The sequence below is a fragment of the Streptomyces resistomycificus genome (assembly GCF_001514265.1).
Classification (GTDB): Bacteria; Actinomycetota; Actinomycetes; order Streptomycetales; family Streptomycetaceae; genus Streptomyces; species Streptomyces resistomycificus.
The window spans coordinates 114,627-129,050 of the sequence record NZ_KQ949008.1; the positions used below are offsets into that span (position 1 = coordinate 114,627).

At 68.4% G+C, this 14,424-nt stretch carries 16 protein-coding genes and 2 pseudogenes; 12 read left to right on the forward strand and 6 right to left on the reverse strand.

From position 1 onward, the window contains the following. Nucleotides 1–273: 273 nt before the first annotated feature. Nucleotides 274–545: pseudogene (locus AQJ84_RS45290) on the forward strand (IS630 family transposase); the annotation flags it as partial. A gap of 228 nt (nucleotides 546–773) precedes the next feature. Here the strand turns inward: AQJ84_RS45290 and AQJ84_RS43330 are convergent. After that, nucleotides 774–2,276 carry a hypothetical protein gene (locus tag AQJ84_RS43330; RefSeq protein ID WP_053192209.1) on the reverse strand — a complete coding sequence of 501 codons (1,503 nt, stop codon included), beginning with the start codon at nucleotides 2,274–2,276 and terminating at the stop codon, nucleotides 774–776. Between the two features lie 20 nt (nucleotides 2,277–2,296). On the opposite strand from AQJ84_RS43330, the gene AQJ84_RS39320 reads away from it, so the two are divergent. The 4 genes from AQJ84_RS39320 (at nucleotide 2,297) to AQJ84_RS39335 (ending at nucleotide 5,084) form a co-directional block, all read left to right on the forward strand. Beyond that, nucleotides 2,297–2,563 carry a transposase gene (locus tag AQJ84_RS39320; RefSeq protein ID WP_107082769.1) on the forward strand — a complete coding sequence of 89 codons (267 nt, stop codon included), beginning with the start codon at nucleotides 2,297–2,299 and terminating at the stop codon, nucleotides 2,561–2,563. 216 nt (nucleotides 2,564–2,779) lie between these two features. Then, entirely contained in the window at nucleotides 2,780–3,184 is a 405-nt protein-coding gene (locus AQJ84_RS39325) for a GntR family transcriptional regulator (protein ID WP_030045780.1), read from the forward strand. Further along, nucleotides 3,181–4,077 (forward strand): ABC transporter ATP-binding protein, encoded by an 897-nt coding sequence (locus AQJ84_RS39330; protein WP_030045779.1) that lies wholly within the window; start codon nucleotides 3,181–3,183, stop codon nucleotides 4,075–4,077. Before AQJ84_RS39325 ends, AQJ84_RS39330 begins: the two co-directional genes overlap by 4 nt. Then, a complete protein-coding gene (locus tag AQJ84_RS39335) occupies nucleotides 4,074–5,084 on the forward strand; it encodes a transporter (RefSeq protein WP_030045778.1) in 1,011 nt (336 codons plus the stop codon). Before AQJ84_RS39330 ends, AQJ84_RS39335 begins: the two co-directional genes overlap by 4 nt. 567 nt (nucleotides 5,085–5,651) lie before the next feature. Here the strand turns inward: AQJ84_RS39335 and AQJ84_RS39340 are convergent. Further along, a complete protein-coding gene (locus AQJ84_RS39340; protein WP_374935419.1) occupies nucleotides 5,652–6,176 on the reverse strand; it encodes a GntR family transcriptional regulator in 525 nt (174 codons plus the stop codon). Further along, a complete protein-coding gene (locus AQJ84_RS45205) occupies nucleotides 6,173–6,331 on the reverse strand; it encodes a GntR family transcriptional regulator (RefSeq protein ID WP_404818006.1) in 159 nt (52 codons plus the stop codon). The genes AQJ84_RS39340 and AQJ84_RS45205 overlap by 4 nt, the downstream gene beginning before the upstream one ends. 122 nt (nucleotides 6,332–6,453) lie before the next feature. Here AQJ84_RS45205 and AQJ84_RS39345 point away from each other — a divergent pair, with 122 nt between their 5' ends. The 3 genes and pseudogenes from AQJ84_RS39345 to AQJ84_RS41855 all read left to right on the forward strand — a co-directional run. Continuing rightward, the gene (locus AQJ84_RS39345) at nucleotides 6,454–7,251 is read left to right on the forward strand and encodes an amidohydrolase family protein (protein WP_053192207.1); all 798 of its coding nucleotides are present in this window, start codon (nucleotides 6,454–6,456) and stop codon (nucleotides 7,249–7,251) included. Nucleotides 7,252–7,374: 123 nt separating this feature from the next. Further along, the gene (locus AQJ84_RS39350) at nucleotides 7,375–8,178 is read left to right on the forward strand and encodes a maleylpyruvate isomerase family mycothiol-dependent enzyme (RefSeq protein ID WP_053192205.1); all 804 of its coding nucleotides are present in this window, start codon (nucleotides 7,375–7,377) and stop codon (nucleotides 8,176–8,178) included. Nucleotides 8,179–8,367: 189 nt separating this feature from the next. Then, nucleotides 8,368–8,661 (forward strand): annotated as a pseudogene (locus AQJ84_RS41855) (alpha-L-arabinofuranosidase C-terminal domain-containing protein); the annotation flags it as partial. A gap of 144 nt (nucleotides 8,662–8,805) precedes the next feature. Here AQJ84_RS41855 and AQJ84_RS39355 read toward each other — a convergent pair. After that, complete coding sequence (locus AQJ84_RS39355) at nucleotides 8,806–9,021, reverse strand: hypothetical protein (RefSeq protein ID WP_030045775.1); 216 nt, start codon at nucleotides 9,019–9,021, stop codon at nucleotides 8,806–8,808. A gap of 427 nt (nucleotides 9,022–9,448) precedes the next feature. Here AQJ84_RS39355 and AQJ84_RS39360 point away from each other — a divergent pair, with 427 nt between their 5' ends. The 4 genes from AQJ84_RS39360 (at nucleotide 9,449) to AQJ84_RS39375 (ending at nucleotide 13,097) form a co-directional block, all read left to right on the forward strand. After that, nucleotides 9,449–10,384, forward strand: coding sequence for an SDR family oxidoreductase (locus AQJ84_RS39360; protein WP_053192219.1), 936 nt, complete (start codon nucleotides 9,449–9,451; stop codon nucleotides 10,382–10,384). A gap of 126 nt (nucleotides 10,385–10,510) precedes the next feature. Further along, nucleotides 10,511–10,996 (forward strand): MarR family winged helix-turn-helix transcriptional regulator, encoded by a 486-nt coding sequence (locus AQJ84_RS39365; protein ID WP_030045774.1) that lies wholly within the window; start codon nucleotides 10,511–10,513, stop codon nucleotides 10,994–10,996. A gap of 97 nt (nucleotides 10,997–11,093) precedes the next feature. Next, nucleotides 11,094–12,584, forward strand: a complete 1,491-nt coding sequence (locus AQJ84_RS39370) for an MFS transporter (protein WP_053192203.1) — start codon at nucleotides 11,094–11,096, stop codon at nucleotides 12,582–12,584. A gap of 63 nt (nucleotides 12,585–12,647) precedes the next feature. Continuing rightward, the gene (locus AQJ84_RS39375; protein ID WP_078632507.1) at nucleotides 12,648–13,097 is read left to right on the forward strand and encodes a pyridoxamine 5'-phosphate oxidase family protein; all 450 of its coding nucleotides are present in this window, start codon (nucleotides 12,648–12,650) and stop codon (nucleotides 13,095–13,097) included. Nucleotides 13,098–13,292: 195 nt separating this feature from the next. Here the strand turns inward: AQJ84_RS39375 and AQJ84_RS39380 are convergent, their stop codons facing one another. Together AQJ84_RS39380 and AQJ84_RS39385 are read right to left on the reverse strand one after the other, a co-directional pair. Continuing rightward, nucleotides 13,293–13,715: a cobalamin B12-binding domain-containing protein gene (locus tag AQJ84_RS39380; protein WP_030045772.1), complete on the reverse strand. Its 423-nt coding sequence runs from the start codon at nucleotides 13,713–13,715 to the stop codon at nucleotides 13,293–13,295. A gap of 30 nt (nucleotides 13,716–13,745) precedes the next feature. After that, the coding region (locus tag AQJ84_RS39385; protein WP_225889269.1) for a methylmalonyl-CoA mutase family protein at nucleotides 13,746–14,424 on the reverse strand (679 nt) is incomplete at its 5' end.

Below are 14,424 nucleotides of genomic sequence, written 5' to 3' on the forward strand. Positions count from 1 at the left end.
AGGTTGCAGGCGGCGGAGCCTTGTTTCGGTGGCCGTCGACGGCAGTAGCCCGCCCGGTCCAGTACAGACATCCCAGGCTCTACCACTGGCTCAGCGCGGGCACGCTTGCTCAATGGCTCACCGCGCACTAAGGGAAGCCGAACGTGAGGGCCGTGGAGATCTACATCCCAAGACCCGCGACTATGTCGCGACGCAGCTTGGGAGGGAACCCGCGAGTGCGGCGACCCGAAGGTATCCCCGGCGATCGACGCTCTCAACGAGATCCTCTACATGGTCATCCGGGTGCGCGGACGGGGATCGGGCCGTGTGTCGATGGCAGGCATGACCTGCTACGGGGCTGGTGAGCGGTCCCGTCTGATCTACGCGACCCGCGCGCACCGGGGCCGCAAGGAGGAGCCGAAGGGCTTCGGCTGGAAGGACTATCGCGACCTGGTCATCCGCGCCCGTACACAGCTCGGCGGACCGATCGTTCTGGTGTGGGACAACCTGCACATGCACCTGGTCGCGCTCTGGAGGGCGTTCTTCGGGGTAACGCCGACTGGCTCCGTTCGCGCAGCTTGCGAGGGTAGAACTGGCGTGCGGTCACGTGGTTGTGACCACCACTCGTCCTGCGAACGCAGGCCGGCCGAACCCCTTGGGTGTCGCCGAGGTCGACGCCCAACGACTTCAGCAAGAAGGCTCCGGGGCCATGTTCGCGGGGCGGTAGCGACGCTGATCAGCGTGCTGGGCTGGAGTGATGGGGGTTCACTCGGTCGGTTGAGGCTTCTCGTGCCTCACTGCTGGCCGATGAGCCGCTGTGCTTCCCCGGCGGCGACAGAGTCCCAGGTCTTGGCCAGATCCTCAAGAAGGGGCCATGCTCCGAGCCGGGCGGCGGACAGCGCCACAACCCGGCGCGTGGCCGTGGTCGTGGCCGATTGGCCGAGGTGGCGAAGCAGGGCGCAGTCGCGCTCCTGAGAGCCTGCGCCTAGTGCCCATCCGATGGTGAGTCGGACACTGTCGTCGCGTACCTGTGACCAGCCCATGGCGCGGATCGGCTCCAAGGCCTCGGGTCGGGTGAGCTTCGTGAGGAACCGGACGGCTGCCCGTTGCACGCCGTAGTCATTTTTGTCGACACTCTGACTGACCACTGAACCCAGGGAAGTGCCCAGCACCCCGCTCAGCTGCCAGGGCCCGACGAGGACAGACGCGGTCAGCCGGTCGACCCTCTCAGCCGAGAAGAGGCCGTCATGAATGAAGGTCCGCACGCCCGGCACTGCCAGCGGCGTCCCCGGACCTGCCAAAGCAGAGGCGGACAGGTCCCTGGCGAAGCGCTCCCCCACCTCGGCGACAAGGTCCCGGCGGTAGGTCTCGCCGCACACCAGCCGCAACTGCTGGAGGTCCTCACGAATCTCACCCATGCGGGCACGCTCCCGCGGTGAGAGGGCGAAGCGCCCCCAGCGTAGGAAGGACAGCGCTTCCTCCCGAGCGGTGAAGAACTCGTCGGTGTCGTCCAGAACCCTGAGCGCATAGTCCCTGAACGCAGGCGCCTGGCGCTGCATGCCCTCAGGCCCCACCCCGTCAGCGTGAAGCCTACGGCGCAAGGGCTCGAGCAGTGTCGCCGTCACCGCCCCGTCACGCATCCCAAGAGCGAGGTCGATCAGGAACTGGCGGCTCTGCTCGCCCGTCATGAATCCCGCGGCCTCGCACGTGGTGAAGTACCGCAGAGGTTCCGTCCGCAACCTCTCCCGAAGGATCGGCAGGACGTCAGCGCCGACCGTGATGAGGACTTCGCGCACAAGGCGTTCCTCCTTTTCGAAGCTCTCACCGGCCCTGTCCAGAAGCCTGTGAAGGAAGCATTCGCGGATGCGGGGACTGGCCAGCACGTCGGGACGATTGCGGTAGAGGTGGGCGAGCCGCAGCCACTGCGGGGACGTCAGAGACTCGTTCTCGGCCAGGCGCCAGAGCAGCTCAACCTCTGCACCCGCCGCCTCACTCACCCGCGCTGACGACGTCTTGGGAATGTGGCCCTGCGCCCGGCTGGCATACACATAGCAGTCGACAAGATCCAGGGAATCCAACCCGAGCACTTTCTCGTAGGCCATGCACCGTTCGATCGTGAAGTCCGCACTGCCGCTCTCCAGGCGGTTGATCGTGGCGGGTTTCAGCTCCTCTTCCAGGTGACGGTTGAGGGCCGCGGTGAAACCAGTTGTTTCTTTGATCTTTGGATCCTGGTGAAACGTGCGGATCGCCCGCACCAGCCAAGCGAACTTCTGTAACGGCAGAACCGGCCGTTCCATGGGCAACAGCTTTCGACCAGATGGCATACGCGCTCGCGCTGCTGCACCCGGGGATCGCCATCGTCTGGGCCGACTCCGCCTACGCCAAGAACCAGCTGGTGCCCTGGGCAAAGAAGTACCTCGACATCACCGTCAAGACCGTTCGCCGTCCGCCGGGCGCCAAGGGCTTCGTTGTTCTCCCGCGACGGTGGGTGGTGGAGCGGTCTTGGTCGTGGATCATGCGTACCCGTCGGCACTGCCGCGACCACGAACGTCTCCCTGAGGTGAGCGAATCGCTGATCACATGAGCTGCCATCACCCTCATGACTCGACGCCTGACCCGTCGCTCGAGCCGCCCTGCCCCACAGGGCGCGACGTGGGCTCCGGTCGCACAAGCGGCCTGAGCCCGCCTCGGTTCTCCGATGCCCTCCCACTCCGTTCCTCCATCGGTTTCGGTCGATGCCGCACCTTCCCCGTTGACCGAACACCACGCCAGGAAGCTAAAGTACTAGGCAACTAGATAAATGGAGGAACCAGTGATTGAGTTCCACCTGAACGGCCGGTCTGGTCTGTCTCCGTACCAGCAGCTGGTCCAGCAGGTGCGGCACGCGCTGCGGTTGGGCTTGCTGGAGGAGGGGGACCGGCTCCCCACGGTCAAGGAGGTGGCCAGGCAGATGGCGGTCAACCCGAACACCGTGCTCAAGGCGTACCGGGAGTTGGAGCACCAGGGACTGGTGGCTGCCCGGCCGGGGGTGGGGACGTTCGTGACCCGGACGCTGGCCGACGCCTCGCTCGCCGCGCACGGCCCGCTCCAGAAGGACCTGCGGCGCTGGCTGGCCAAGGCCCGCCTGGCCGGGCTCGATGAGGAGTCCATCGAGGCCCTGTTCATGAACACCTTTCGGACCGCCGCTGGAGAGGACGTAGCGTGAGCGCTGTCTTACGGGCCCAGGCCCTGGGCAAGAGATACAAGCAGCGCTGGGCGCTGCAGAACTGCGACCTGGACGTGCCCGCCGGGCGGGTCGTCGGGCTGGTCGGGCCCAACGGGGCGGGCAAATCCACCCTGTTGAACCTGGCCTCCGGGATGCTGACGCCGACCGCGGGCACCATCGAGGTGTGCGGCGGCCCTCCCGCCACCGGCCCCGCGCAGCTGGCCAAGGTCGGCTTCGTCGCCCAGGACACCCCGACCTATGCCGCCTTGAGCATCGCCGATCACCTGCGGCTGGGTGCCCGCCTCAACCCCGGCTGGGACGACGTCCTGGCCCGTGACCGGATCCGGCGGCTCGGCCTGGACCTCAAACAGAAGGCCGGGAAGCTGTCCGGCGGCCAGCGCGCGCAGCTCGCCCTCACCCTGGGCATCGCCAAACGCCCCGAACTGCTCATCCTCGACGAGCCGGTCGCCGCCCTCGACCCCCTCGCCCGACGGGAGTTCATGCAGGACCTGATGGAAGCCGTCGCCGAACACGAGCTGAGCGTCGTGCTCTCCTCCCATCTGGTCTCCGACGTGGAGCGGGCCTGCGACTACGTCATCGTCCTGGTCGACTCCCTGGTGCAGGTGGCCGGCGACATCGACGACCTGGTCGCCTGCCACCACCGGCTCACCGGACCGCGCCGGGACCCGGACACGCTCCCGGCCGGTCAGCACATCATCACCGCCAGCCACACCGAACGGCAGACCACCCTCCTGGTACGCACCGACACCGCGGTCCACGATCCGTCCTGGACCGTCAGCCCGCTCGGTCTGGAAGACATCGTCCTGGCCTACATGACCCGGCCCGCCGATGCGGTACGTGACACCCGACCGGCACTGGAGGTCCTCCGATGACCTGGCTGACCTGGCGCCAGTTCCGCACCCAGGCCGCCGTGATGTTCGCCGCGGTGGCTGCCCTCGCCGCCACCCTGGCGGTCACCGGCCCGCAGCTGGCCGACCTCTACCGGACGGCCGGCAGCAGCCTGGTGGACCAGGTCTCCAGTGCGGACCAGACCCTCTACTACACCGGACTGCTGGTCGTGCTCGCCGTGCCGGCGGCCATCGGGATGTTCTGGGGCGCACCGCTTATCTCTCGTGAACTGGAGACCGGCACCCACTACCTCGCTTGGAACCAGGGCGTCACCCGCACCCGCTGGCTGGCGACCAAGCTGGGCCTTGGTGCGGCGGCCTCCATGACCGCTGCCGGACTGACGAGCCTCGCGGTGAGCTGGTGGAGCAGCCCCATCGACCGGGCTGTCAACGGCGGTGGCGCGACGGACACGTACTTCCCGCGGCTCGACCCCGTGGCCTTCGCCGCACGGGGTGTCGTCCCCATGGCCCATGCCGCCTTCGCCTTCGTCCTGGGCGTCGCCCTCGGCCTCGTCATCCGCCGCGCCCTGCCCGCGATGGCCACCACGTTCGCCCTCTACGCCGCCGTCCAGACCGTCGTGCCGATGTGGATCCGGGCCCACCTGGCCGCCGCAGACCGGACTACCGTGCCCATCGAGGCCGACGGCGCCCCCATCAGCATCCAGGACGGCGCCAGGCAGATCGTGGCGCACCTCGAAGAAGTGCCCGGGGCCTGGGTCACCTCCCAGCAGACGCTGAACGCCGCCGGTCAGCCGACCCCCGTGCCGTCGTCCTTCGCCGACTGCCTGCACACCGAGTCGGGCCCGCCCACCCTGCAGCAGGTCGACCGCTGCGTCGCCGACCTCGGTGCCCTGGGCTACAAGCAGCAGGTGACGTACCAGCCCGCCGGGAACTTCTGGGCCCTTCAATGGTCCGAGACAGGGCTCTACCTCGGCCTCGCCCTGGCCTTGACCGGGTTCTGCGCTTGGTGGATCCGCCGACGCCTGACCTGACCAGGCAGCAGGTCCGGAGCGCGACGCCGGACCGCTGAAGCAGGTGCGAGGGGCAGCCGGGATCATCCGGCTGCCCCTCGCGGTGTTTCACAGCATCACGTGTCATCGAACACGAGGAGGCCAGTCTTGGCATGACTGGATCAGACACAGGCACCAAGCACGATGTACGAGGGATCGTGAGCACCCTCTTGTGCGGGGTCCGGTCTGTCCGGGCCCCACGCTTCACAAGGGCGATGGGCGCCGCGTCGATCGGTTCACCCGCACGGCCAACGGCGGGTCACCCACCGACACGTCCAACGCCTGGCTGCGCGGTGGTGGCGGACCGGTCTCCGAGGAGAACGCCAGTGGGACCGCGGCTGTCGGCGAATGAGCTTCGTCCGCCGCATCATCCCCCTCGACCGCGCGAACTTCATGTGCGAGTCACGCCCTCTTGGCCCTACCCGTCATGCGTACGCGATTGTTTGTCAGCCATGTGCGATGCCTCCATGCGCGAACTCGGGGCCTTCTCCATGGGCACCGTGCGCATGGTTCGAAGCGGTGACAGCAAGTTGGGAATGACGCTCAGCGTCATACCGGCCGCACCGATCCACAGTGTGCCTGTGGCTCCGAACACAGAGCCCGAGGCTCCACCCAAGATTTCGCCTGCGCCTGGGTGGCACGAGCCGGGCGCGGTACCTCGACCACAGTCGAGATGACCACGCCGATGGAGCACATGCGCTCGACCACCCCCTTTCCCGCCAGGGGACCCATCTCGGGCAGCACAATCGGCGTTCCATCCGTGATGGCCATCGGCTCCCAGGACTCGGAGAGCTGGACGGGTTGCCCGCCGGCGAGGAACTCGTAGTGGGTGGTGACGCAGAGGTCGCCGGGACTGATCGCGAGCCGCTCGGCGATTGCCTCGGGAACGGGGACGCGCACCTGGCTGTGTGCGTCCCAGGCGTCGGCCCTGCCCCGTTCCCTCCTGTCGGGCCAGGGGGGAGCGCCCTCCCGGCGTTCGCGGTGCCGCGAGCGGACCAGGCGCAGGCGTTCGCGCGGCATGCGGACGTACGTGCCCGAGCCGGCGCGCCCTTCGAGCAGACCGTCGACGATCAACGATCCATGGCCCGCTGCATGACGTTGCGTCCGACCCCGTATTCCACGGCAAGCCGTGCCCTGGACGGCAGGCGCTCCCCGATCCCCCACTCCCCCGCCATAATCCGTGCGCGCACCACGTCGGCTGTGGCGAGGTACGGCGCCTCTCGGGGCATGGATGATCCTCCGGTTGTCCTGTCTGCGGCAGTTGGTCATTCCCAGGGGGCGGTTGGCAAGTTACTGCACCAGGGAAAAGCTGCTGGAGTAGAAATAGGACCGCCTCGGTATCGCCGTGCAGATGCTCAGCCCGGTACCAGTCGATTCCCCACTACCGCAACTGCGCGCCTGGAACGACCACGGAGCCCAACTCGTCGCCGACCACCCTGGCCGCTTCGGCCTGCTCGCCGGCCTGCCCACCGACGACCCGGACGCGGCCCTGACCGAGATCGCGCGAGGCGACACGGAAACACACCCGGACGGCTACCTGCTGACCACCCGTCGGTCAGGAGTCCCGCTCGGTGACCCGCGTCTGGCGCCGGTGTGGGAGGAACTCGACCGGCGCTCGGCCGTGCTGTTCATCCATCCGAGCGCCGTACCGCCCACGTTCCGGCAGACCGCCGTCCTGGTCGAATTGCCGTTCGAGACCACCCGGACCATCGTGTACCTCCTGTACACGGGATTCTTCCGCCGGTATCCCCGCCTCACGGTCGTCCTCGCCCACCGCGGCGGCGCCCTGCCCGCGCTCTCCGGTCGTCTCGGGCTGCTCGGGGCGGAGGAGTACGTGTTCAACCCACTCGGCCTGACAGCCGAGGACATCCGCGCCGACCTGGCGAAGCTCTACCTCGATACGGCCGCGGCAGGCACAGACGCCAACCTCGCCGCAGCGGTCACGATGGTGCCCCACGACCACATCGTCTACGGCGCCGACGCCGGAGTCCCCTGCTCGAACGAGAGCAACATGAGGCGCAACATCGACGCACTCAGGAACTCCCACGTCCTCACACCGGAAGAAGTCGACGCACTCGGCCACCGCGCCTTCGACCTCTTCCCCGCAGCCGCACAACGCCACCGCGAAGCCGTCGCGGCAGCCGCCTGACCACTGCTGCCCGGGACACCGTCACCAGAGCCGCTTTGCCTTCGGCTGCTCCCCTGCAGGCCTGTACGTGCCGTCGGCGTGGGTGCCTTGTAGCCTTTGATGAGGGGGTCGAGGAGGTGCGGTATGACCACGCCTGCTGTCTCCGCCAGGGACATTCCCCGGACTTCCGCGGCTCGGGCACGCACGGTCAACGACGCCGAGGTACGAGCCTCACTCGCGATGATGGGCTCGTTGGACTCCGGGGCGTGGTCGATGCCGACCGCGTGCACCGGCTGGACCGTCCGGGACATGGTCGCCCACGAGATCGGCCAGTTCGAGGAGCTGCCCAAGCCCTGGCTCATGGTCACGCGAGTTCGGCGGGCCCGTCGCACGCATCCCGAGTTGGGCGCGCTCGACGGCCACAACGAAAGCCAGGTCGAAGATCGTGGACAGGCCCCGGGAGAGCGACTGGTCGCGGAGTTCGCTCGCATCGCCCCGAAGGCAGTGCGCTCACTGGCCCATGTGCCCATTCCGGTACGGCGTCGGCTCCGCACCAGCATGATCTTCCCGGAGGCGAAGGCGCTTCCCGAGGACTCCGTCGAGTATATGAACAGCGTTCTCATCGCCCGCGACACCTGGATGCACCGCATCGATATCAGTGACGCCACCGGTGTCGAGTTGACCCTGGACGGGCACGACAGCGAGATCATGCGCCAGGTCCTGTTGGATCTGGCACTTGGCTGGACGGGGCCGTCCTGTCTGCTGGAGCTTTCGGGCCCGGCCGGTGGCCTGTACAGGCTCGGCAGCGGTCCGCCCGTGGTCACGCTGCGGGCCGACGCTCTGGACTTCGCCCGCCACCTCTCGGGTCGGCCGGCGCGGGGTGAGCTGACGTTCGCGGGCGACGGAGAGGCCGCGGCGGCTCTGATTGCGGCCCGGGTCCTCTTCTGAGCATCGCGGCCCCTACCTGACCCAAGCCATGGCAGCGCCGTGACACCGCATGCTGCGGCACGATGACCACCGACGAGCAGCCGCAGGACAACGGGGGGGCTCCTCGGTTTATGACCAGCTCTCTTTACGGAAGACGCGGGGCCGCACCTGTACATCGGCGAGTACGGCAGCTGACGCAACGACGGCCGCAGCGCTCTCGCCGAGGCCCTCTACATGGCCGCCATGAAACGCAGCGGCGACGTCGTCCGGATGGCCTCCTACGCCCCGCTGCTCGCCAAACGCGACCGTACCCAGTGGCTGCCGATGCCGGTGCCGAGTTCACCGGCCTCTGCTGTGGTCCCGTGGGCGGAGAGCTCGCACCGGTCCCGGGCTCCCCCGACCGGACGATTCACGGTCCACCTGCGGCGACGGACATGGCCGCGGCCACCGGCTGCGCAGCGGAGGACGACACCTACGCCACTCGCATGGCGGCTGAGGGCTTGAATCGGCGGCTCCCTGTGCTCCAGCAGTTCTGCGTGCCCCGTCGGCTGATTCTCACTCCTCCTGAGTGATGACACTGGCCCGCAGACGCCTGAACGGTAGGCGCGACCGCGCGGAGCTGAGGGAGGCTGGGCAGCGGCAAGCCGCTCAGGGCTCCCACACCTCTGGCCCTCCGCCGCGCCACTCGATGAACGCGGATCGAACCACGTCCATCTTGTCCCAGTCCTGGAGGCCGGCTTCTTGGAGGTAGGCGGTGATGTCGAGGAGGCCGTATGCGATGCCGACGAAGTGGTCGCCAACACGCACGCGCCGTCCGCCGTCTCCGGCAGGCGGGTACACGACGACAGGCCTGTCGGACGCCATGCGTCCAGCCTGCGAGCAGTGGAGGCGTGGTGCGCGATGTGATGGGCCAGTCGCGTGGCGCTCGTAGGCTGATCAGGCACGAGGCTACCGAGGGGTACGCCTGGGCGAGTGCCTCGTGCGCCTGCGCAGCGGTGACCGGTCGACGGCATAGAGCACCCCGGGCGTTCCGGAAGCCCCCCAACTCGCCGCCGCATAGCTCCAGGCAGACCGACAGGACGTAGGAGGCGGTTCCTGCCGGCTGACCCGCCTACTGTCCGGATCACCTCGCCGACGCTGTGCGCGGCATCCGACTGGGGCCGCTTTCGATGGCGTCCGCGAGACGAATGAAGAAATAGGACACAAGCTGTCGGGTTTTGGAGTGAGCATGGTGTCACCGGTCGGCGTCGAGGCGGGCGCGGACCGGGTCGTACTGAGAGAAAGGACTTTCATGGGACTGCTGCTCGACACATCGACACCGGACCTCCAGGGAAAGATCGCGCTGGTTGCAGGGGCCACGCGGGGCGCCGGGCGCGGCATCGCCGTCCAACTCGGCGCGGCGGGTGCGACGGTCTATGTCACCGGCCGTACGACTCGGGAACGACGCTCGGAGTACGACCGGGCCGAGACGTTCGAGGAGACCGCGGAACTCGTCACCGCTGCGGGCGGAACCGGCATCGCGGTGCCGACCGACCACCTTGTGCCCGACCAGGTCCACGCGCTGGCCGAGCGCATCGACGCCGAGCAGGGGCGGCTCGACGTGCTGGTCAACAACGTCTGGGGCGGCGAGCGGCTGTTCGAGTTCGACAAGCCGGTATGGGAGCACGACCTCGACAACGGACTGCGGCTGCTCCGACTGGGCGTGGAGACCCACGCGATCACCAGCCATTTCCTGCTTCCCTTGCTGGTGCGGCAACCGGGCGGCCTCGTGGTCGAGATGACCGACGGCACCGCGACATACAACGGACTGAACTACCGCAACTCGTACTTCTTCGACCTGGTCAAGAACAGCGTGCTGCGCATGGCGTTCGTGCTCGCACACGAGCTGAAGCCGCACGGGGGAACGGCGGTGGCGCTCACCCCGGGCTGGCTGCGTTCGGAGATGATGCTCGACACGTTCGGCGTCACCGAGGACAACTGGCGCGACGCTCTGACCACGGTGCCGCACTTCTGCATCTCGGAGAGCCCGGCGTACGTCGGACGCGCGGTCGTGGCACTTTCCGGCGACGCCGATGTTTCCCGCTGGAACGGCCAGTCGTTGTCCAGCGGGCAACTCGCACAGGAATACGGCTTCACCGACCTCGACGGCTCACGTCCGGACTGCTGGCGCTACCTGGTCGAGGTCGACGACGCCGGCAAGCCCGCGGACGCGACCGGGTATCGGTGACGGGCAGACCACTGACTGGCCGCGGCGGCAACCGCGGCCGGTGAGCGGTCCAGGAGTCAGACCCCTCAGGATTAAGGTCTCTTCTGGATAATCCACCTCGGATCTATTTGCTCTACGCTGGCAGACATGACCGCCATGACGCCCGCGCGCACCGAACCGGACCTGTCGTTCCTCCTCGACCACACCAGTCACGTCCTGCGGAGCAAGATGTCTGCCGCCCTCGCCGAGATCGGTCTGACCGCCCGCATGCACTGCGTGCTCGTCCACGCCCTGGAGGAGGAGCGCACCCAGATCCAGCTCGCCGAGATCGGCGACATGGACAAGACCACGATGGTCGTCACGGTGGACGCTCTGGAGAAGGCGGGCCTGGCCGAGCGCCGCCCGTCCAGTACGGATCGGCGGGCCCGGATCATCGCCGTCACCGCCCAGGGCGCCCGCATCGCCGAGCAGAGCCAGAAGATCGTCGACCGCGTGCATCGCGACGCCCTGACCACGCTTTCCGAGGCGGACAGGGAGTCCCTCCTGCGGGCCCTGAATCGCCTGGTCGACGACGGACTGGCGACCCCTGTCGAGGCCCCGCGCACCGCCCGTCGGGCGCGCCAGTCCAGGTAGGCGGGGGCGGAGCCAAAAGTAAGACCGAAAGAAATAGTCTGCAACAAAACCATCTGCTACGGTCTCTCCTGTCGCCCCAACTGACAGGAGAGACCGCATGCTTGCCGCATCCGACTCCGCGCCGTCGCCCGCTTCTCCAGCCGCGCGCTCACGCCGACTCGCCCTCGGAGTCATCGCCACCGGGATGCTGATGATCATCCTCGACGGCTCCATCGTGACCGTGGCGATGCCGGCCATCCAGAACGACCTGGGGTTCACCCCCGCCGGCCTCAGCTGGGTCGTCAACGCCTACCTCATCGCGTTCGGCAGCCTGCTCCTGCTGGCCGGCCGGCTCGGCGACCTGATCGGTCGTAGGCGCATGTTCCTGGCCGGCACCACCGTCTTCACCGCCGCCTCACTGCTGGCCGGCGTGGCCACCTCGCCCGCCGTACTGATCGCCGCCCGCTTCCTCCAGGGCATCGGCAGCGCGATGGCCTCCGCCGTCAGCCTGGGCATCCTCGTGACGCTGTTCACCGAGCCCAGGGAGCGCGCAAAGGCCATCGCCGTCTTCAGCTTCACCGGCGCGGCGGGCGCGTCCATCGGACAGGTCCTGGGCGGAGTACTCACCGACGCGCTCAACTGGCACTGGATCTTCTTCATCAACCTGCCGATCGGCATCGCCGTCCTAGCGATCGCGGTCCGCGTCCTGCCCGGTGACGTCGGTCTGGGCCTCAAAGCGGGCGCGGACGTCTTCGGCGCGGTTCTGGTCACCGCCGGTCTGATGCTCGGCATCTACACCGTCGTCAAGGTCGAGGAGTACGGCTGGACCTCGGGCCGCACCCTCGGCTTCGGCGCCCTCGCCGCCGCACTGCTCGCCGCGTTCCTCGTCCGTCAGGCCACCGCGAAGAACCCGCTGATGCCGCTGCGGATCTTCCGCTCGCGCAGCGTCTCCGCCGCCAACCTGGTCCAGATCCTGATGGTCGCCGCACTCTTCTCCTTCCAGATCCTCGTCGCCCTGTACCTCCAGAAGGTGCTCGGATACGGCGCCGCGGAGACCGGCCTCGCGATGCTCCCGGCAGCCGCCGTCATCGGTGCCGTCTCCCTGGGCGTCTCCGCCCGTCTCAACGCCCGCTTCGGCGAGCGCAACGTCCTGCTGGCGGGCATCGTGCTCCTCGTCGGCGCCCTAGCCCTCCTGGCGCGCGTCCCCGTCCGGGCCAGTTACGCCGTCGACCTCCTTCCGGTCATGCTGCTCGCCGCGGGGTTCGGTCTCGCGCTTCCGGCGCTGACCACACTCGGTATGTCCGGCGCGAACGAGGAGGACGCCGGTCTCGCATCCGGCCTGTTCAACACCACGCAGCAGATCGGCATGGCCTTGGGCGTCGCGGTCCTGTCCACCCTGGCCGCCTCCCGCACCGAGAGCCTCGCGTCGGACGGCCTGACGGCGGCCGAGGCACTGACCGGCGGCTACCGGCTCGCCTTCGCGGCAGGCGCGGGGCTCCTGGTCATCGCCTTCGCCGTCGCCTTCACGATGCTGCGCCGCCCCGATCGGCAGGCCGCCCAGGAGCAGGCCGCCGACAGACCGGTTCCCTCCCGCGCCGCAGCCGTCTGACCCGCCCTCTCCCCCACACCGAACCCCAAGCCCCGAACCTCGAACCTCGAAAGGCTGATCCTCATGAGTGAGAACACCGCCACCGAGAGCACCACCAGCACCACCAGCACCACCGAGAACGACGGCCCGGCCCCCCGGGTGCTCACCGACCAGGAGCTCTCCCAGTTGCTGCGGCAGCAGCAGTTCGGCGTACTCGCGAGCGTCAGAAGCACCGGCCACCCGCACCTGTCGACCGTCCTCTACGACTGGAACGCCGAGGAGCGCGTACTGCGCGTCTCCTCCACCGCCGACCGCCTCAAGGTCCGCCAACTGCGCCGCGACCCGCACACCTCACTGCACGTCAGCGGCCCGGACGTCTGGTCGTTCGCCGTGGCCGAGGGCGAGGCGGAGATAGTGGACCCGGCAGACGAGGCGGCCCCCGGCGAGCAGCCGCTGCCCGACCGTCGCGTGGTGATCCTGATCCGCGTCTCCCGCCTGTACGGGACCGCCCTGGATATCCCCGCCGAGAACTGAGGACGAGAACTGCCCATACGTGGCACGGCGACGACCCCCGGTCGACGACCCCCTGCACCCGAGGACGGCCTGCCCCGCGGTAGGGCCGCCGCGGACCTGACCACGTTCGCCGCGTGGCTACGGCGAGCTGCATCTGCACCAAGCTCGCGAAGAGGGCGCCCTCCCAGAAGGGCGCCCTCAAATGTGCGCACGAACCTATGCCGGCCGTACGTGCGGGTTGTCCGAGCAACTGACGTGGCTCTTGATCCAGGCGACGATGTCGCTGGTCGCGACACCGGGGGTGAACACGGCCGCCGTACCGAGAGCACGGAGGGCCGGGATGTCCGCTTCAGGGATGATGCCACCCCCGAAGAGCGTGATGTCCGTGGCCTCCGCCCTTCGGAGTGCTGACGTCACTTCCTCGAAGAGCGTCAAGTGCGCCCCCGAGAGCACCGACAGTCCGATTCCGTGCGCGTCTTCCTGAAGAGCTGTATCGACGATCTGCTGAGGCGTCTGGTGCAGCCCCGTGTAGATGACTTCGATACCCGCGTCCCGGAGGGCACGAGCGACGACCTTTGCTCCTCGGTCGTGTCCGTCCAGGCCCGGTTTTGCGATCACTATGCGAAGGGGGGTTGTCACGGCTGAGGTCTTCCTTTCGGGCAGGCTCGGTCAGAACGCGTCGGACGGGACGTAGGTCCCCCAGACCTCGCGCAGCGCGTTGCAGACCTCGCCGACGGTGGCGCGGGCCCGTAGTGCGTCCTTCATCGGGTAGAGGACGTTGTCCTCGCCCTGGGCGGCCTTCTTCAGGGCGTTGAGCGCCGTGTCCACCGCGGCCTGGTCGCGCTCCGCGCGGAGCCTGGCGAGGCGTTCGGCCTGCTGGGCCTCGATGGCGGGGTCGACGCGCAGTGGCTCGTACGGTTCCTCCTCGTCGAGCTGGTAGCGGTTGACGCCGACCACGACCCGCTCGCCGGAGTCGGTCTCCTGGGCGACCCGGTAGGCGCTGCGTTCGATCTCGCCTTTCTGGAAGCCGTGCTCGATCGCCGCGACCGCGCCGCCCATGTCCTCGACCCTCGCCATCAGCGCGACGGCCGCCGCCTCCACGTCGTCGGTCATCTTCTCGATGACGTAGGAGCCGGCGAACGGGTCGACGGTGGCCGTCACGTCGGTCTCGTAGGCCAGGACCTGCTGGGTGCGCAGGGCGAGGCGGGCACTCTTGTCGGTGGGCAGGGCGATGGCCTCGTCGAAGGAGTTGGTGTGCAGGGACTGGGTGCCGCCCAGGACCGCCGCCAGACCCTGGACGGCGACGCGGACCAGGTTGACCTCCGGCTGCTGCGCCGTCAGCTGGACG